This is a genomic window from Marinobacter sp. MBR-105, assembly GCF_053628895.1.
This window is the reverse complement of record NZ_JBRJHG010000007.1, coordinates 59,864-78,308: the sequence shown is the minus strand read 5'-3', so window position 1 is coordinate 78,308 and position 18,445 is coordinate 59,864. Positions and strand designations below refer to the sequence as shown.

Below are 18,445 nucleotides of genomic sequence, written 5' to 3'. Positions count from 1 at the left end.
CCCCGGGCATTAGTTATCCTCACTCCGATGTTGCTGTTCCCAAAGACGGGCGTAATGACCATCGCGGGCCAGCAACTCGTGATGACTGCCACTTTCGACAATCCGGCCCCCGTCCATCACCAGAATGCTATTGGCATCACGAACTGTGGATAACCTGTGGGCAATCACCAGGGTAGTACGCTGGTGGCTGACCTCTTTCAGGGCACCGAGGATGGCCTGTTCGGACAAGGAGTCCAGGGAGGAGGTTGCCTCGTCCAGAATCAGTATTGGCGGGTTCTTCAGGATAACCCGGGCAATGGCCACCCGCTGTTTTTCGCCGCCAGACAACTTGAGGCCGCGCTCGCCGACTTTCGTTTCGTAGCCTTCTGGAAGGCTGTGGATAAAATCTTCCAGGTGGGCCATGCGCGCGGCCCGGTAGACTTCTTCCTCGGTCGCTTCGGGGCGGCCATACGCCAGGTTACGGTAAAGCGTATCGTTGAACAGTACGGTGTCCTGCGGTACCACCCCGATGGCAGAACGCAGACTGTCTTGGGTGACCGATCGAATATCCTGGCCATCAATCCGGATAGCGCCGTTATCGACCTCGTAGAAGCGGAACAGCAGCCGGGCGAGGGTAGACTTGCCGGCACCGCTGGCGCCCACCACCGCCACGGTATGGCCGGCAGGGATAGTGAAGCTAACGTCTTGCAGGATCAACCGGTCCGGGCGGTAGGCAAAGTGGATATGTTCGAAGCGTACCTCTCCGTTATCCACAACCAGGGGCCTGGCATCCGACGCGTCCTGGATTGCCGGTTGGTCACCCAGCAGTTTGAACAGACGCTCCACATTCACCAGGGCCTGGCGAATTTCCCGGTAGACAAAGCCCAGGGCATTCAGAGGAATGAACAGCTGGATCAGGTAGGCGTTGATCATGGTGAAATCACCCAGAGTGATTTCGCCGCTGGCCACTTCGCGTACCGCCATGGCCATAATGACGATCAGCGCCACGCCGATGATCAATGCCTGGCCAGCGTTCAGGGTGGCCAGCGACAGACGGTTCTTCAACCGAGCCTTTTCCCACTCATCCAGGTCCTGATCGTAAAGCTCGGCTTCGTAGCGTTCGTTGTTGAAGTATTTGACGGTTTCGTAGTTGAGCAGGCTGTCGATGGCCCGGGAGTTGGACTGGTTATCCCGGGCGTTGGCCTCCCGAACAAATTTCGTCCGCCATTCGGTGATCTTGATGGAGAACACCACATACACAACCACCGCCACCAGAATGGCGACGACATACCCGACATTGAACACCACCAGCAGGATGCCCGCCACCAGCAGGATTTCCAGGATGGTAGGCACGATGTTGAACAGGGTGAAGCGCAGCAGAAAGCTGATGCCGTTGGTGCCGCGTTCAATATCCCGGGCCAGGCCACCGGTTTTACGGTCCAGATGAAATCCCAGTTCCCTCTGGTGCAGGTGTTCAAACACCCGCAGAGAGACCCGCCGCATAGCCCGCTCCGCGACCCGCGCAAACACGACATCCCGCAGTTCGCTGAACAGGGTGGCACCAAAACGCAGGCTACCGTAGGCCACTACCAAGACAACCGGAATCCACAGCAGCATGTCGGCACCTCGGTTCTGGTCCAGGTAGTCGACAATGTATTTCAGTGCCACCGGGGTGGCGACGGTGGCCAGCTTTGCCAAAACCAGCATCGCCATAGCCAACGCGACCCGCCCCCTGAATTCCAGAAGATACGGCCACAGCCCGGAAATAATCGACCAGTCTGGCTTATGATCGGCGGGGTAGTCGTTGTCGGCGTAGGCTCTCAATGCAATATCCTTGAACTTTTGGAGATGTCGAGCGCCCGAGATGGGGAGCCTTTCCGGGACACGCTGTAAATACATCCCTGTACGCTCGACAAAAGCCATCCCTGGCTTTTGACGGTCCCGGAAAGGCTCCCCATCCCGTGCACTCTTGCTAACAGCTATGATACGTCTTCATCTGAGGACAAATCGTAAAAGAAACGGCTTAATTAAACTTTGATCGATCAGGAGAGTGACCATCAGCCCCAACCATCGTAAAGCTCTAAGACTTGTCATAGAGTTTATCAGCCCCTACCGACGAGCCGTGATCGGTGCGCTGATTGCCCTGGTTATTACCGCCGGCATCACCCTTGGTCTGGGCCAGGGCCTGCGCATTCTGGTCGATCAGGGCCTGGCCACGCAGTCTCCGGACAACCTCGCCAAAGCCATCGGCCTGTTTTTCGTGCTGGTACTCGGCCTGGCCTTTGGTTCGTTTGCCCGATTCTACCTGGTGTCCTGGATTGGCGAACGGGTGGTGGCAGATATTCGCAAACGGGTATTCAATCACCTGATCGATCTCACGCCCAGCTTCTTTGAACAGAACCGGGCCCTGGAGATTCAGTCCCGGTTTACGGCTGACACCACCGTACTGCAATCGGTGATTGGCTCCACCGTCTCCATCGCCCTGCGCAACACGCTGATGCTTATCGGCGGGCTGATTCTTCTGTTTGTCACCAACGCCAAGCTGGCCAGCATCATCCTGCTGGGGTTTCCGCTGGTGATTGCGCCGATCCTGTTTTACGGCCGCCGGGTGCGGGCGCTGTCCCGACTGAGTCAGGATCGGGTGGCGGATGTTGGCAGTTATGTCGGGGAGAATCTCAGCCAGATCAAAACCGTACAGGCCTTCAATCATCAGCCTCACGATCGCCGCTACTTCGCCGAGGTCTCTGAAAAGGCCTTCGATATTGCCCGGCAACGGATTCGCCAGCGCGCCTGGCTGACCACACTGGCGATTTCCCTGGTAATGGGCGCCGTCGGTATTGTCATCTGGATTGGCGGGCTGGATGTGATTCATGGCCGAATCTCACCGGGGGAGCTGGCAGCCTTTGTGTTCTACAGCCTGCTGGTGGGGGTCGCGGCTGGAGCCATCAGTGAGGTGATTGGCGAATTGCAGCGCGCCGCCGGTTCCGCAGCTCGCCTGTTCGAGCTGCTGCAGACCGAGCCGGAGCGGCGTCCCGAGACGGGAACGGCCAGGCTCCCGGGCACAGTGACCGGTGCAATTACTCTGGATAACCTGAGCTTCAGCTATAGCGGGCGCACGGAACGGCCAGCGCTTGCCGGGGTCTCTCTGGAGATCCAGCCGGGTGAAACCCTTGCCCTGGTCGGTCCGTCCGGTGCCGGTAAATCCACGTTGTTTGATCTGCTACTGGGTTTCTATCCGCTACAGGCCGGTTCTATCCGGTTGGATGGCATAGACACCGCCATGGTTCCACTGGCTGACCTGCGGCGGTGTTTCGCTCTGGTGCCGCAGAATCCCGCCCTGTTTCATGGCACTGTCGCCGATAATCTTCGCTACGCCCGGCCCGAGGCCAATCAGGCTGAGATCGAGCAAGCCGCCCGTATTGCCCACGCCCACGAATTCATTCAGGCCCTGCCACAGGGTTACGACACGCCCCTGGGTGATGCCGGCCAGGGCCTTTCCGGTGGCCAGAAACAACGACTGGCGATTGCCCGTGCGCTGTTGGCCGACGCTCCGATTCTGCTGCTTGATGAAGCCACCAGCGCCCTGGATGCGGAAAGCGAGCACCTGATTCAGCGGGCCATGCCGGCGCTCACGGAGGGCCGGACTACCCTGGTGATTGCTCACCGGCTGGCAACGGTGCGGGATGCCGACAGGATCGCGGTATTTGACGAAGGCCGACTGCTGGCAGTGGGCAGTCACGACCAGTTGATCCGCGATAACCCGCTGTACCGGCGCCTGGCCAGCCTGCAATTCCGGGACACGGGGAGCCAGACAGAACACTGAGTGCCCCGTTGGTCGGTTTGTGTGTTGGGTGCGTACTCCCTACACTGGTACTAGAAATTCCTAATCCTGACACAGGGAGACACGCAAAGTGAGCAACAAAGAATTGCAGGCACTCAAAGAGCGATACGTCGCCGCGGGCGCAGCAAGCCCCAATGATCAATTTGCAGATCACGCCCTGAACGCAGAGGTCTGGGACGCAGATGGCAAACGCATGATCGATTTCGCCGGCGGTATCGGCGTATTGAACATCGGCCATCGACATCCCAGGGTGGTTGAGGCCGTCAAGGCGCAGCTCGACAAACTGATGCACACCTGCCAGACGGTGATGCCCTACGAGGGCTACGTGAAGCTGGCCCAGAAACTGAGCGAAGTGGTGCCGGTAAAAGGCCACGGCAAGGTCATGCTGGCCAACTCCGGCGCCGAGGCATTGGAAAACGCGGTCAAGATTGCCCGCGCAGCCACCGGCAAAAACAACGTTATCTGTTTTGACGGCGGTTACCACGGCCGCACCTTCTTCACCATGGCCATGAACGGCAAGGCCGCCCCTTACCAGACCTCCTTCGGGCCCATGCCCGGCCTGGTCTACCGAGCGCCTTATCCGGTGCCTTACCATGGCATTTCCGAAGAAGAGTCCCTGCGCGGCCTGGCGATGACCATGAAAGCCGACTCCCCGGCCCATGAAACCGCCGCCATCGTATTGGAGCCGGTTCTGGGTGAGGGCGGTTTCTACCCGGCACCGCCAAGTTTCCTGAAAGCCATCCGCAAGATCTGCGATGAAAACGACATCATGATGATCGTGGATGAAGTGCAAAGTGGCTTTGGCCGCACCGGCAAGCTGTTCGCCATCGAACACAGTGGTATTGAGCCGGACATTATGACCATGGCCAAATCCATGGCCGATGGCATGCCCATCTCGGCCATCGTCGGCACGGACAAGGTGATGGACTCCTCCGGCCCGAACTCCCTGGGCGGTACCTACACCGGCAGCCCCACCGCGTGCGCCGCCGCCCTGGCGGTGTTCGATGTCATCAAGGAAGAAGATATCCTTGGCAGGAGCCAGCGCCTGGGCGAGAAACTTAGATCCCGGTTCGACCAATGGCAGGAGCAGTTCACCCATGTGGACAACGCTCGCAATCTGGGCCCCATGGCGGCCTTCGAGCTGGTGGAAAGCAAGGAAAGTCACAAGCCCATGCCAGAACTGGCCGGGGCCATTACCAAAAAGGCAAAGGAGAAAGGACTGATCCTGCTGAGTTGCGGTATGCACGGCAACACACTGCGATTCCTGATGCCGGTGACCATCGAAGACGAAGTGCTGGAAGAAGGGCTGAATATTGTTGAGGAATGCCTGAAGGAAGTGGGCGCCTGAACCAGGCGGTTACGTCTGACTTCCTATTCGTCGTATACTGCCGGAAGCTCTTTCCGGCAGTTTCCCCCCTCGGGTTCTGCCGTTGATTCACCGATCAGGCGGTAACCATGACGTCCCAGAGTAATTCTCCCACTCCCGACCACCAACCCAGACCCTGGATCGACCTGCTGGTCAGTATCATCATTCCCTCGGTGATTCTGATGAAGTTCAGTGGTGACGAACACCTCGGCAGCGTCAATGCGCTGATCATCGGCCTGGCGTTTCCCCTGGGCTGGGGCCTGTTCGAGCTGGTGCGCTACCACAAGAAAAACTTCATCGCCTTGCTGGGCCTGATCAGTGTCGGCCTCACCGGCGGCATTGGTTTGCTGGAACTGGATGCCGGCTGGCTCGCCATCAAGGAAGCGGCCGTGCCCGCCGTCATTGGTCTGGCGGTACTGGTGTCTACGCGCACCAGGTACCCCCTGGTTCGTACTCTGCTTTATAACCCGAATGTGCTGGACGTGGACAAGATTCAGGCCTCACTGGAAGAAAAGAACTGCGTGGAGGAGTTTGAAGGGCGCCTACTTAAGGCCAGCTATTTCTTTGCCGGCACCTTCCTGTTCTCGTCCATCATGAATTATGTGCTGGCGAAATGGATTGTGGTGAGCCCTTCGGGCACCCAGGCCTTCAATGAGGAACTGGGCCGCATGACCCTGGTGAGCTATCCGATGATTGCCATCCCCTCCATGGTGATGATGATGCTGATTTTCTATTATCTCTGGCGCACCATCCGGCGCCTGACGGGGTATACCCTGGAAGAGGTGATGGCGCCACACCTGATTGAAAAGGAAAAAGAAAAGGAACGGAAGAGGGCAGAGTCCGGCTCCTCGAAATAGGTTATTACAACACCGGTTTCCGGGTTCCCCGGACACCCATAAAAAAACGGTGGCATCCATAAGGAGCCACCGTTTTTTATTGCCAACAAGGTTTGTCTGATCAGATATCCAGGTTGGTTACTTCCAGCGCGTTGCTCTGGATGAAGTCCCGCCGTGGCTCCACATCATCCCCCATCAGTGTGGTGAAGATCTGGTCGGCGGCAATCGCATCCTCAATGGTAACCTTCATCATCCGGCGGGTTTCCGGATCCATGGTGGTTTCCCAGAGCTGATCCGGGTTCATTTCACCCAGACCCTTGTATCGCTGGATGTTCAGGCCACGCTGGGCTTCCTTCATCAGCCACTCCAGGGCGCCCTCAAAGGACAGCACAGACTGCTTGCGCTCGCCACGCTGGATGTAGGCGCCATCCTCGATCAGCCCCTCCAGGGTCTCGCCCAGGCGCGCAATGGCACCGTACGAAGAAGACTCAAAGAAGTCATGACTGAACACATGCTCATGGGGAATGCCATGCACAAAGATGGTGACCTTGGGCAGGTACAGGCCCCGTTCCTCATCGCGAGTCACGGAGAAGGTGTACTTGGTACCGGTTCGGGTATCCAGATCAAGACCTTCACCCAGACGCGCCACCCAGCGGGCCACTTCGGTCTCGTCCCTCAGGTGTTCCGGCTTGAGCGTGCTGTTGTAGACCATCTGTTGCAGTACCTTGGCCGGATAGGCCCGGGACAGGCGATCGATCATCGCCATCACTGCCTGATAATCCTTCACCATGGTTTCCAGGGCGGAATCCTTGATGGCCGGTGCTTCCGGGTTTACATACAGCTGGGCGCCTTCCAGAGCCGTCTGGGTCAGATAGGCTTCTTTCGCCTTCTCGTCCTTCAGGTATTGCTCCTGTTTGCCACGTTTGACCTTGTACAGCGGCGGCATGGCGATGAATACATGGCCGCGCTCGATGATTTCCCGCATCTGGCGGAACAGGAAGGTCAGCAGCAGAGTACGGATGTGAGAACCGTCCACATCGGCATCGGTCATGATGATGATGGAGTGATAACGGAGTTTGTCCGGGTTGAATTCTTCCCGGCCGATGCCACAACCCAGCGCGGTGATCAGGGTGCCGACCTCGGCAGAGGACAGCATCTTGTCAAAGCGGGCTTTCTCGACGTTCAGGATCTTACCTTTCAGGGGCAGGATGGCCTGGGTCTTACGATCACGGCCCTGCTTGGCACTACCACCCGCAGAATCACCCTCCACAATGAACAGTTCGGAGAGGGCAGGGTCTTTTTCCTGGCAGTCTGCCAGCTTGCCGGGTAGGCCAGCGATATCCAGGGCACCCTTGCGGCGGGTCATATCCCGTGCCTTACGGGCTGCTTCCCTGGCACGGGCCGCTTCGATCATCTTGTTAACGATCTGCTTGGCTTCGTTGGGTTGCTCCTGCAGGTACTCCGCAAAGCTCTGATACAGTTCCTGCTCCACCGCCGTCTTCACTTCCGAGGACACCAGCTTGTCCTTGGTCTGGGAAGAGAACTTGGGATCGGGCACTTTCACACTGATGATAGCGGTCAGACCTTCCCGGGCATCATCACCGGAGGTCGCAACCTTGGCTTTCTTGCCCAGGCCTTCATGATCAATGTAGTTGTTCAGAGAGCGGGTCAGTGCTGCCCGGAAACCGGCCAGATGAGTACCACCATCACGCTGGGGAATATTGTTGGTGAAGCAGTAGATGTTTTCCTGGAAGGCATCGTTCCACTGCATAGCCACCTCCACCGCAATGCCGTCTTCCCGTTCACGGTTGAAATGGAAGACACGGTTGATGGCCGTCTTGTTGGTATTCAGGTGCTCTACAAAGGCCCGAAGACCACCTTCATACTCAAAGATCTCTTCCTTGCCTGAACGCTCATCCGTCAGGCGGATACGCACACCACTGTTCAGGAAAGCGAGTTCCCGCAGGCGCTTGGCCAGGATGTCGTAATGGAACTGGATATGAGTGAAGGTTTCCGGAGAGGGAATAAAGTGAACCTTGGTACCGGAGGCATCGGTTTCACCGACTTCGCCCAGGGGCGCATTAGGTACACCGTGGGTGTAGCTCTGCTCATAGACCTTGCCATCCCGGCGGATGGTGAGGGTCAGCGAGGAAGACAGGGCGTTGACCACAGACACACCCACACCGTGCAGACCGCCGGAGACCTTGTAGGAGTTGTCGTCGAACTTACCGCCGGCATGCAACACAGTCATGATGACTTCGGCGGCCGAAACACCTTCCTCTTCATGTAGATCGACCGGGATACCGCGACCATTGTCTTTTACGGTAATGGATTCGTCCGGGTGGATGATGATGCCGATTTCAGAACAGTAACCAGCCAGAGCCTCATCGATGGAGTTATCCACCAACTCAAAGACCATGTGATGCAGGCCGGTGCCATCGTCGGTATCACCGATGTACATACCGGGCCGTTTACGCACCGCGTCGAGTCCTTTGAGGACTTTGATACTGGAGGAATTGTAGTTCGATTCACTCATTAAAAGAGACTCCTGGAGGTGAGCCCAGCCCTGGCGACAGACACGATCATTCGCGAACCCGCCCGGCTCAGCTATTCTTCCGTCAATTGTCCATGTTCCACGTGGAACATTCTGTATTCAGGTGTATCCCCATCGTGCCACAACGTGTCCGGTTCCGGATGCTCAATGGAGGTGATAAACACCTGACAACGCAGTTCCTGTAAGTTGCGAGCCAGCATAACGCGATGACGAACATCCAACTCGGCGTTGATATCGTCCAACAGAAACGTCACCTGTTTGCCAAGATCACTCAACACCTTGCCCTGAGCAATCTTCATCAGGATCACCAGTGTCTTTTGCTGCCCCCGCGAGAACGTTTCCGCCACCGGACGACCACCAAACTTCAGACGGATATCCGCCCGGTTCGGGCCGTACAAGGTGTGGCCCATCCGACGTTCTTGTTCACGATGGTTGACCAATACTTCGGTCAACGCTGTGCTTCGATCCCAGCCCGGATAAAAGTCCATCTTCAGACCTTCCACCCAGGGCGCATCCAGCTCCGCCAACACCGATTCAAAAGCGATCTTGAAGCGTTGGAAAACAGTTTGCCGGATGTCACTCAACGACTCCGCCAAGGCGCCGTACTGGGAATCCCAGACCCGCATCAACGATTCGTCCAGTCTACCATTTCTCAGCATTTGATTCCGCTGTGACGTGACTCTCTGAACCTGTTGCCACAGGGAAGAAAAGGAAGGTTCCACGTGGAACACTAACCAATCCAGAAACTGCCGACGCTTACCCGGGCCACCAGCAACAATGTCGAATACCCCGGGATCAATGACCGAGACCGGCAGATGCATCGCCAGAAACGAAAGACTGCGAACCGCCTCACCATCTACCCGCAACTGGGTTTCTTTCAGGCTGACGTCCCGGGAAATGCCGATCCTGTGCACAACGTTATCCGCAGATTCGCACGTCATTAGACCCGAATCCAACGCCCCGAAGACAGTCAGCTTCGGCTGCCCGTGGGCCACCACTGCCTGATGCCGGCTGACCCGAAACGACCGGCCAAGGCCAAGATAGCCAATTGCCTCCAGCACACTGGTTTTACCGCTGCCATTGGCGCCATAAAGAAGATTGAAGGACGGTGAAAATTCTACAGGCGCAGATAACAGGTTTCGGAAGTGCTGTGTCTGGAGTTTGACTAGCGCCATAGGTTAACGGAGTGCTCAGGCTGAGAATTCGGACGACCAAAACGAGAAAGGGCGATACCGTTTCCGATATCGCCCTAGTGTACTAGAAACCCCGGTAGACCGGTTAATGAAGCATGGTTAGCCGTTCGTCCATGAACACATCCATCTCTGGCGCCAGGATGTGAACATAGCGGTCGAAATACAAGAACTGCTTGAGCAGCAAGGCGAATTCACGGGGGAAATGCAAACCATGACTTTCGCCAACCTTTACCATGTCCATCAGGATATTATTCACGTCGTCCTCGGCCTGTTCCGCTTGATAGGGCACTTCATCCGGAACCATACGATCCATCTGACGATACAGACGCTGAAGATCAGCAGACAGATCGTCCACCCGCACGGTATGCCGGGTAACGCCAATCCGGATCATGGCGTCAGCCATACCGTCAAAATTGCCCACCATAATCGCCGAAATGAAATCGCTCACGGCCTGCCAGGTATCCGGCCTGATCCGACCGACAATGCCGAAATCGATAAAACCAACGCGACCGTCCTCAAGCACCATCAGGTTACCGGCATGAACGTCTGCGTGAAAAAACTCGCACTGGGTCAGGCTGGCGAACCAGGTATTCATGGCGGTAATCAATGTCCGCTCCGGATCCCGGGAAAAGCCTCGAATACTTTCCAGATCCGTCAATGGAACCCCATGGAACCGCTCCATGGTCAGAATCCGGCGAGTACTGCAATGCTCGTACACCCGCGGCACCGTCGCGTCTTCATTGTGGGTGTTCTGCAGAAATTCCCGGAACACTTTCAGGTTGTTGGCCTCTTTGATGAAATCGCACTCTTCCATCATGGTTTTCTGAATTTCATCCACAATGCCGGACATGGAGGTCCAGGAAAGTTTCGGGGCCAGCGTCTCCAGCATTCGGGCAGACAGGTAAAGAAAGTTGAGGTCCGTCAGCAGAATGTTTTCCACACCCGGCTTCTGAACCTTGATCACCACTTCTTCACCCGTTACCAGGCGAGCAGCATGAACCTGGGCAATGGATGCCGAAGCCAGAGCAACCGGATCAATTTCCGAATACACCTGATCAATAGGGCGACCAAGCTCGTCCCGGATGATCTTCTTGATTACGCTGAAGGGAAGGCTCGGGGTCTTGTCGAGGCAGAACTGGAACTCCTCCACATATTCCTTCGGGAAAAAGGTCGGCGAGCTGGCAATAAATTGTCCCAACTTGATGTAGGTTGCGCCCAGGCTTTCGAAGGTCTGCCTTAAAAGTCTCGGGGCAGGGGGCCGATCGCCCCGAACCCAGTTTACCCCGGTGCGGCCAAGCACAGACAGGGTCTGACCGATCCTGAACGCGCCTTTGATTCCATTCGTTACAGCACCCATAGAGCCCTCCAAACCTGATTACAGTCGCATCGGCATGACAACATACAGGCAACGGTTGTCGTTCTGAGCCTCAATCAGCGCACTGCTGTTGGGATTCGACAACGTAATCTTCACCTGGTCATCACCCAGTGCATTCATGACATCCACCAGATAGCCTACATTAAACCCGATCTGCAGGGATTCGCCCTGATACTCCACCGGCAACGCATCTTCGGCCTGTTCCTGATCAGGGTTATTGGCGAACACCTGCAACTGGTTGGGAGAAAGGTTCAGGCGCACACCACGGATATTCTCGTGCGACAGAATGCCCGCCCGCTGCAGGGTACTTTTCAGCGTTGAACGATCAGCCAGTACGGTCTTGTCACCGCCCCGCGGGATCACCCGGTTGTAATCCGGGAACTTGCCTTCAATCAACTTGGAGGTAAAGGTATAGCTGCCCACCGTCGCCCGCAGATGATTGTCACCGATGACCAGCGTAACCGGCGATTCTTCATCATCCAGAAGCCGGGCCAGCTCCAGCACACCTTTACGAGGCACAATAACCTGCCGCAACTCTGGACACCCGGTATCCAGATCGAACTGGGCCATGGCCAGACGATGACCATCGGTAGCAACAACCCGGGCATGATTAACATCCACTTCCAGCAACAACCCGTTCAGGTAATAACGCACATCCTGCTGGGCCATGGCGAACGCAGTGGCATCCAGCATGCGACCGAGCTCTTTCTGTGGCAATGCCAGGCGGAAGCTTTCCGGCTCATCTTCGACATTGGGAAAGTGCTCCGCCGGCAGCGTCGACAGGGTGAAGTGGGAATTTCCGGCGCGCAGATGCAGACGATCGCCTTCCAATGCCAGATCGATAGGCGCCTCATCCCCCAGGGCCCGGCAGATATCCGCCAACTTCCGCGCCGGAACCGTGATACGACCAGGCTGATCCACATGGACTGGTGCTACCCGAGCCACCAGCTCCACTTCCATATTGGTACCGGTCAGTGTCAGCGTATTGTCTTCCGCTTCCAACAGGACGTTGGACAACACCGGCATGGTCTGTTTCTTTTCCACAACGCCCGCGATGCTTTGCAGCGGGGTGATCAGTGATTCACGGCTGATGGTCAGTTTCATGGCACTCGGCTTCAGTTATCGGAAGTGAATGTATGTGTTGTTCGTACGGGCCACCTTCAATCAGGTGGTCAGCAATCTCATAAAATTCTGATAATCCTCACGGATACCGGGATCGGTTTCCTGCAATTCAACAATCTTTTTACAGGCATGCAGAACGGTGGTGTGGTCACGCCCACCGAACGCGTCGCCAATCTCCGGCAGGCTATGGTTGGTCAGTTCCTTGGCCAGGGACATAGCCACCTGGCGCGGCCGGGTGACTGTGCGAGTGCGGCGTTTGGACAGCAGATCCGCCACCTTGATCTTGTAGTACTCAGCCACCGTTCGCTGGATATTATCGATGCTCACCTGCTTTTCATGCAGGGCCAGGAGATCCTTGAGGCTCTCACGGATAAACGGCGGGGTAATCTCCGAGCCAGTGAAGTGAGCATTCGCTATCACCAGACGCAGCGCCCCTTCAAGCTCACGAACGTTTGATCGGATTTTCTGTGCAATAAAGAACGCGGCCTCGCTGCTGAGTTTCACATTGGCCTGTTCCGCCTTCTTCATCAGGATCGCCACCCGTGTTTCCAGTTCCGGAGGCTCGACCATCACCGTCAGGCCCCAGCCAAAGCGGGATTTCAGCCGCTCCTCCATATCAGAGATTTCTTTCGGGAAACGGTCACAGGTCACGATCACCTGCTGGCCACCTTCAAGCAGCGCATTAAAGGTGTGGAAAAACTCCTCCTGAGAGCGTTCCTTGCGGGCAAAAAACTGGATATCGTCAATCAGCAGCGCATCCACCGACCGGTAATAGCGTTTGAACTCATTGATGGCATTCAGCTGCAGTGCCTTGACCATGTCGGCCACAAACCGTTCCGAACGCAGATAGGCTACCTTCGCGCGCGGGTTGCGACGCACAATCTCATTGCCAATGGCATGCATCAGGTGAGTTTTACCCAGGCCCACGCCGCCATAAAGAAACAGCGGGTTGTAGGCACCACCGGGGTTTTCCGCCACCTGCATGGAGGCAGCCCGGGCCAGCTGGTTCGATTTACCCTCGACAAAGGTATCGAAGGTAAAGGTTTCGTTAAGAAAACTCTGGTGTTTGATATCACCTTCTACCTGCACCGGACGGCGCTCGGCCTGGGCCTTGGGTGCCGGCGCAGACATCGCTCTTGGTGCTGAATCCGCAACAGTAGCCGCAACACTTCTTTCTTCTTCCGTAACGGTCTGCTCGGTTTCTTCCGAGACCCGGACCGGCGGCGCCACTTCGGAGCGAACCACCGGATCTGTGGGCTTGGGCGCAGAGCCCACTTTCATCATGACTCGTGGCGCCTGACCACCATTCAGATCCTTCAATACTTCTTCTATACGGCGAAGGTATTTTTCGTTGACCCAGTCCATCACAAACCGGTTCGGGGCAAACAGCATGAGCTGCCCTTCCCGGTGATCAGACTGAAGGGGCCTCAACCAGGTATTGAACTGCTGTGCGGGAAACTCATCCCGGAGTACTTCAAGACATTGATGCCACATACTGTTCGGCACGACCGCCTGCTCCCGAAAACCTGACTGATAAGGCACCGTTAAACCAACGCCAACCGGTGCCTGAAGTGACCGGAGATTCTAACCTGCACGAGCCTTCAGTAAAAGGCCGGAAACCTTTGTCATAAACACCCTGTGGAAACTTTTCTTCATAGTTTTCAGATTGTTTCAGACATATCTACAGCCTTGTGTACAGAAAATGCCTGAAAAAAAGTTATTCACAGAAGCTTGTGCAAACCCGGGGTTCAGTCCTGTGGGAAAGATCTTGACGGATACTTGCATAACTCGGTTCACCATCACCCATCCCACTTGTGCACAATCCGTGATGACGAAATCCACAGGGCTCACCGGTATCTGTCACAAGCTTTGTCATGGCGTTAATTCCATGATTACTAAAATGAATTTTCCCTTATCCACAGAAATCAAGGTGCCTAACAACAGTAATAAATATCTTTGAAAGAATTTTAAAAAGACCTTACAGATTCTATTACTCGCCATGTCGGTTAGTACCCATGCCAGAATCTTGCCTGACCAAACCATAACCATTGAACTTGCACCGGTATTTGACTAGAATGCCGCTCCTGTTTTGGCTGTCTATTTTCCAGCCACTGATCAATGTCCATCGACGATTTGTGAGAACATCACCATGAAAAGAACATTCCAACCGAGCGTCCTGAAGCGCAAGCGCGTTCACGGTTTCCGTGCCCGTATGGCGACAGCCAATGGTCGCAAGGTACTGTCTCGTCGCCGTGCCAAGGGCCGTGCACGCCTGTCTGCGTAATCTGAAGCCTGCCTCATGAAGGCCTTGACGTTTCCGAAGTCTCACAGACTGTTGAAACCTTCGGATTACAGCAGGGTCTTCAATGACGTAACGCTGAAAGTTCCGCACAGGAATTTTCTGATCCTGGCCTCTGCCAATTCATTGGGACACGCCAGGGTCGGATTGATCTTCTCCAAGAAGAATCTTCGGCTCGCCGTTCAGAGAAACCGGATCAAGCGTCAGGTAAGGGAAACCTTCCGGCTCCAACCAGATCTGCCAGGCCTTGATATCATTGTGCTCGGCCGCCAGGGGCTGGATCGGCTGGATAACAATACGGTCCGTTCCTCACTGAATGATCTTTGGCATCGGGTAAAGAAAAAATACCGGCAGTCCACGCCTGATCAATCCGTCGGCAATCCCAGAGGTACGGAGTAATGCGTCAACTCCTGCTCTTGCCCATCCGGTTCTACCAGTATGCCATCAGTCCGATGATGGCCAGCCATTGCCGTCATTACCCTACCTGTTCACAATACGCCGTCGAGGCCATCCAACATCACGGACCTCTTAAAGGCGGTTACCTGGCAACAGCCCGGCTACTCAGGTGTCATCCCTGGGCAGAAGGCGGTTATGATCCGGTACCGGGAACGGAACTGAATACGGCGCCTCGCTCCGGCCAGGCCTGCAATCCGACAGAAAGCACTCATTCCACTACTCAGACCAGACACTAAGTTTATGGATATTCAACGCATTGTTTTGTTTGCCGGCCTCGCCATTGTCAGTTACCTGATGGTACTTGCCTGGAACGAGGATTATCACCAGCCTCAAACAGAACAGGTTGCCGAGGCGCAATCTCCCTCAGACAGCAGTGCTACCAATAGCACCGATGACATGATCCTGCCTGAGGATAACAACGCAGGCGGTGAAGAGTTTGCAACGCCGGAGACCGGCTCACTGGCGTCAACCTCCGCCAACAGCGATCAGGATCTGGCAGATCGTTTTATTACCGTGACCACGGATGTTTACGAGCTGAAGATCGACCGCGTAGGCGGTAATGTGGTTGACAGTTCCCTGTTGCAATACGACGAGTCTCTGGACAGCGAACAGCCACTGAAACTGCTGACCAATACCAGTACCCGCACCTATCTCCTGGAAAGCGGCCTGATCGGTCGCGATGGCCCGGATGGCAGCCAGGCCGGTGAAGCTCCGGTATTTCAGGCAGAAACCGGCAGTTACCAGCTGGCGGAAGGGGAAGATGAACTTACCATCAACCTGGTGTACACCACTGACAGCGGTGTAGCCATCACCAAACGCTATCATCTGGCCCGCAACAGCTATCAGATTGATGTCAGCTACCTGATCGACAACCGTTCAGAAAGCCCATGGCAAGGTAACTTCACCGGCAAGATCGTGCGTGATCAGGCGCCGGATCCGACCTCGCAGGCCAGCATGGGAATCCGGGCTTATCTGGGCATGGTGATCAGTACCCCGGAAGATCCGTATGAGAAGTACGATTTCGAGGATCTGTCAGAGAAGCGCGTCAATCAGTCCGTCACCAATGGCTGGCTGGCCTTCCTGCAGCATTACTTCCTGACCGCATGGGTACCCGAGCGGGACCAGAAAGCCCAGTTCCAGACCACCCGACGGGGTGATCTCCATGTCATGGGCTTTGTTTATCCTGCGACGACGGTAGCACCGGGTGAGACCGCAGAAGTGGGCGCCACTGCTTATGTCGGTCCCAAGATCATTGATCGGCTGGAAGCTCTGGCTCCGAACCTGGATCGCACCGTTGATTTCGGCTGGCTGTTCTTTATTTCCCTGCCGCTGTTCTACATCCTTGAATGGTTCTATGGCCTGGTCGGTAACTGGGGTGTCGCTATCATCCTGCTGACGGTGTTGGTAAAAGCGGTGTTCTTCCACCTCTCCGCCACCAGCTATCGCTCCATGGCGAAAATGCGCGCGGTCGCTCCGCAACTGACCCGGCTGAAAGAGCTCTATGGCGACGATCGCCAGCGCATGTCCCAGGAAATGATGGCGCTGTACAAGCGCGAGAAAATCAATCCGCTCGGGGGCTGTCTGCCAATACTGGTGCAGATGCCGGTGTTCATCTCGCTTTACTGGGTACTGTTTGAAAGTGTCCAGTTGCGTCATGCGCCGTTCATGCTGTGGATTCAGGATCTGTCCCAGATGGACCCGTACTTCATCCTGCCGATCCTGATGGGCGCCAGCATGTTCATCCAGATGAGCCTGAACCCGACGCCCCCGGATCCCATGCAGGCCAAGATCATGAAGCTGATGCCGCTGATCTTCACCGTGTTCTTCCTGTGGTTCCCGGCCGGTCTGGTTCTGTACTGGCTGGTGAACAACATTCTTTCGATCTCCCAGCAGTGGTACATTACCCGCAAGATCGAAGCGGAAACGGCAGGCAAGAAGTACTGATTCAACAGTGCTTCTGACCTGACAAAGGCTCCCTTGTGGAGCCTTTGTCATTTCTATTTCAGGAAAATCAAGATGCAGCCAGCGACTGACACCATTGCCGCCATCGCCACTGCCCCGGGCCAGGCCGGGGTGGGGATTGTCCGGGTGTCCGGACCCAGGGCCATGGCCATTGCCCGCACCATGCTGGGCTTTGAGCCAAAACCCCGATACGCCCACTACGGCCCGTTCCGGGATCGTCAGGGAGAGCTGATTGATGAGGGCATCGGTCTGTACTTTCCCAACCCGCACTCCTTTACCGGCGAGGATGTGTTCGAGCTTCAGGGCCATGGCGGCACGGTGATTCTGGATATCCTGTTACGGGAAGTCTGCAGCCTGGGTGCCCGGCTGGCCCGGCCCGGTGAATTTTCCGAACGAGCGTTTCTCAATGACAAACTGGACCTGGCCCAGGCTGAGGCCATTGCTGATCTGATTGAAAGCAGTTCGGAACAGGCGGCCCGCTGTGCCGTGCGTTCCATGCAGGGGGTGTTCTCCAAACGTGTGGATAACCTGGTGGAGGCCATCACCCATCTGCGCATCTACGTGGAAGCGGCCATCGATTTTCCGGAGGAAGAGATCGATTTCCTGGCCGATGGCAAGGTTGCTTCTGACTTGCAGGGTCTGCTGGAGCAGGTGCAGCAGATTCTCGGTGAAGCCCAGCAAGGCACCATTCTGCGGGACGGCATGAAAGTGGTTATTGCTGGCCGGCCCAATGCCGGCAAATCCAGCCTGCTGAACGCCCTCGCGGGTCGGGAGGCTGCGATTGTCACCGCCATCGAGGGCACCACCCGGGATGTGTTGCGGGAACATATCCACATTGATGGTATGCCGCTGCACATTATTGATACCGCCGGCCTGCGGGACAGCCCGGACGAAGTGGAACAGATTGGTATTGCCCGGGCCTGGGAAGAAATCCGACAGGCCGATCGTATTTTGCTGATGGTGGATGCCACCACCACCGACAAAACCGAGCCCCATGAAATCTGGCCGGATTTTATTGATCAACTGCCCAGAAGCGCGCCGGTGACGGTGATTCGTAACAAGGTGGATCTGTCTGGTGAACCGGTCGGCGTCAGCGCAGAGCCGCATCAGACCGCTCCGGTGATTCGTCTGGCAGCAAAAGCCGCGGAGGGCCTGGAGGTCCTGCGGGAGCACCTGAAAGAATGCATCGGCTTTGCCAGCACTACCGAAGGTGGCTTCCTGGCCCGGCGCCGGCACCTGGATGCCCTGGAACGTGCCCGGGATTCCCTGCTGCAAGGCCAGACCCAGCTGGAAGGTTACGGCGCCGGTGAATTGCTGGCCGAAGATCTGAGGGCCGCTCAGGACGCCCTGGGGGAAATCACCGGGCATCTGACCCCGGATGAGCTTCTGGGTAAGATATTCAGCAGCTTCTGCATCGGGAAGTGAAACTGCCAAAAAGATCGAAAAGCATCCAATCAAATAC

14 protein-coding genes are annotated in these 18,445 nt (G+C 56.3%); 8 read left to right on the top strand and 6 right to left on the bottom strand.

Annotated features, from left to right (window positions below; translation table 11 throughout):
• Positions 1-9: 9 nt before the first annotated feature.
• The gene (locus ACSSVV_RS09915; RefSeq protein WP_454106176.1) at positions 10-1,803 is read right to left on the bottom strand and encodes an ABCB family ABC transporter ATP-binding protein/permease; all 1,794 of its coding nucleotides are present in this window, start codon (positions 1,801-1,803) and stop codon (positions 10-12) included.
• A 226-nt stretch (positions 1,804-2,029) separates the two neighbouring features.
• On the opposite strand from ACSSVV_RS09915, the gene ACSSVV_RS09910 reads away from it, so the two are divergent.
• From ACSSVV_RS09910 to ACSSVV_RS09900, 3 genes are all read left to right on the top strand, one after another.
• On the top strand, positions 2,030-3,802 hold the full coding sequence (locus ACSSVV_RS09910) for an ABC transporter transmembrane domain-containing protein (protein WP_454106175.1): 1,773 nt from the start codon (positions 2,030-2,032) through the stop codon (positions 3,800-3,802).
• Between the two features lie 88 nt (positions 3,803-3,890).
• Positions 3,891-5,168 (top strand): aspartate aminotransferase family protein, encoded by a 1,278-nt coding sequence (locus ACSSVV_RS09905; protein WP_113879387.1) that lies wholly within the window; start codon positions 3,891-3,893, stop codon positions 5,166-5,168.
• A 107-nt stretch (positions 5,169-5,275) separates the two neighbouring features.
• Complete coding sequence (locus ACSSVV_RS09900) at positions 5,276-6,043, top strand: VC0807 family protein (protein WP_011783587.1); 768 nt, start codon at positions 5,276-5,278, stop codon at positions 6,041-6,043.
• A 100-nt stretch (positions 6,044-6,143) separates the two neighbouring features.
• Here the strand turns inward: ACSSVV_RS09900 and gyrB are convergent, their stop codons facing one another.
• From gyrB to dnaA, 5 genes are all read right to left on the bottom strand, one after another.
• On the bottom strand, positions 6,144-8,558 hold the full coding sequence (gene gyrB, locus ACSSVV_RS09895) for a DNA topoisomerase (ATP-hydrolyzing) subunit B (protein ID WP_014420000.1): 2,415 nt from the start codon (positions 8,556-8,558) through the stop codon (positions 6,144-6,146).
• Positions 8,559-8,629: 71 nt separating this feature from the next.
• Positions 8,630-9,751: a DNA replication/repair protein RecF gene (gene recF / locus ACSSVV_RS09890; RefSeq protein WP_454106174.1), complete on the bottom strand. Its 1,122-nt coding sequence runs from the start codon at positions 9,749-9,751 to the stop codon at positions 8,630-8,632.
• A gap of 103 nt (positions 9,752-9,854) precedes the next feature.
• Positions 9,855-11,126: an ABC1 kinase family protein gene (locus tag ACSSVV_RS09885; protein ID WP_454106173.1), complete on the bottom strand. Its 1,272-nt coding sequence runs from the start codon at positions 11,124-11,126 to the stop codon at positions 9,855-9,857.
• 18 nt (positions 11,127-11,144) lie between these two features.
• Positions 11,145-12,248 (bottom strand): DNA polymerase III subunit beta, encoded by a 1,104-nt coding sequence (gene dnaN, locus ACSSVV_RS09880; RefSeq protein ID WP_454106172.1) that lies wholly within the window; start codon positions 12,246-12,248, stop codon positions 11,145-11,147.
• A gap of 60 nt (positions 12,249-12,308) precedes the next feature.
• Entirely contained in the window at positions 12,309-13,772 is a 1,464-nt protein-coding gene (gene dnaA, locus ACSSVV_RS09875; protein ID WP_011783582.1) for a chromosomal replication initiator protein DnaA, read from the bottom strand.
• 643 nt (positions 13,773-14,415) lie between these two features.
• On the opposite strand from dnaA, the gene rpmH reads away from it, so the two are divergent.
• The 5 genes from rpmH (at position 14,416) to mnmE (ending at position 18,408) form a co-directional block, all read left to right on the top strand.
• Positions 14,416-14,550 (top strand): 50S ribosomal protein L34, encoded by a 135-nt coding sequence (gene rpmH, locus ACSSVV_RS09870; protein ID WP_008940054.1) that lies wholly within the window; start codon positions 14,416-14,418, stop codon positions 14,548-14,550.
• Positions 14,551-14,565: 15 nt separating this feature from the next.
• Positions 14,566-14,964, top strand: a complete 399-nt coding sequence (gene rnpA, locus ACSSVV_RS09865) for a ribonuclease P protein component (protein ID WP_113879383.1) — start codon at positions 14,566-14,568, stop codon at positions 14,962-14,964.
• Positions 14,964-15,257: a membrane protein insertion efficiency factor YidD gene (gene yidD, locus ACSSVV_RS09860; protein ID WP_011787297.1), complete on the top strand. Its 294-nt coding sequence runs from the start codon at positions 14,964-14,966 to the stop codon at positions 15,255-15,257. The genes rnpA and yidD overlap by 1 nt, the downstream gene beginning before the upstream one ends.
• Before the next feature lie 4 nt (positions 15,258-15,261).
• On the top strand, positions 15,262-16,965 hold the full coding sequence (gene yidC / locus ACSSVV_RS09855) for a membrane protein insertase YidC (RefSeq protein ID WP_113879382.1): 1,704 nt from the start codon (positions 15,262-15,264) through the stop codon (positions 16,963-16,965).
• Between the two features lie 72 nt (positions 16,966-17,037).
• On the top strand, positions 17,038-18,408 hold the full coding sequence (mnmE, locus tag ACSSVV_RS09850) for a tRNA uridine-5-carboxymethylaminomethyl(34) synthesis GTPase MnmE (RefSeq protein ID WP_454106171.1): 1,371 nt from the start codon (positions 17,038-17,040) through the stop codon (positions 18,406-18,408).
• Positions 18,409-18,445: the final 37 nt, after the last annotated feature.

Coding starts and splice junctions, on each gene's coding strand:
- rpmH (WP_008940054.1), top strand. CDS start 14,416: ATGAAAAGAACATTCCAACCGAGCGTCCTGAAGCGCAAGCGCGTTCAC.
- recF (WP_454106174.1), bottom strand. CDS start 9,751: ATGGCGCTAGTCAAACTCCAGACACAGCACTTCCGAAACCTGTTATCT.
- ACSSVV_RS09885 (WP_454106173.1), bottom strand. CDS start 11,126: ATGGGTGCTGTAACGAATGGAATCAAAGGCGCGTTCAGGATCGGTCAG.
- gyrB (WP_014420000.1), bottom strand. CDS start 8,558: ATGAGTGAATCGAACTACAATTCCTCCAGTATCAAAGTCCTCAAAGGA.
- mnmE (WP_454106171.1), top strand. CDS start 17,038: ATGCAGCCAGCGACTGACACCATTGCCGCCATCGCCACTGCCCCGGGC.
- dnaN (WP_454106172.1), bottom strand. CDS start 12,248: ATGAAACTGACCATCAGCCGTGAATCACTGATCACCCCGCTGCAAAGC.
- yidC (WP_113879382.1), top strand. CDS start 15,262: ATGGATATTCAACGCATTGTTTTGTTTGCCGGCCTCGCCATTGTCAGT.
- ACSSVV_RS09900 (WP_011783587.1), top strand. CDS start 5,276: ATGACGTCCCAGAGTAATTCTCCCACTCCCGACCACCAACCCAGACCC.
- rnpA (WP_113879383.1), top strand. CDS start 14,566: ATGAAGGCCTTGACGTTTCCGAAGTCTCACAGACTGTTGAAACCTTCG.
- yidD (WP_011787297.1), top strand. CDS start 14,964: ATGCGTCAACTCCTGCTCTTGCCCATCCGGTTCTACCAGTATGCCATC.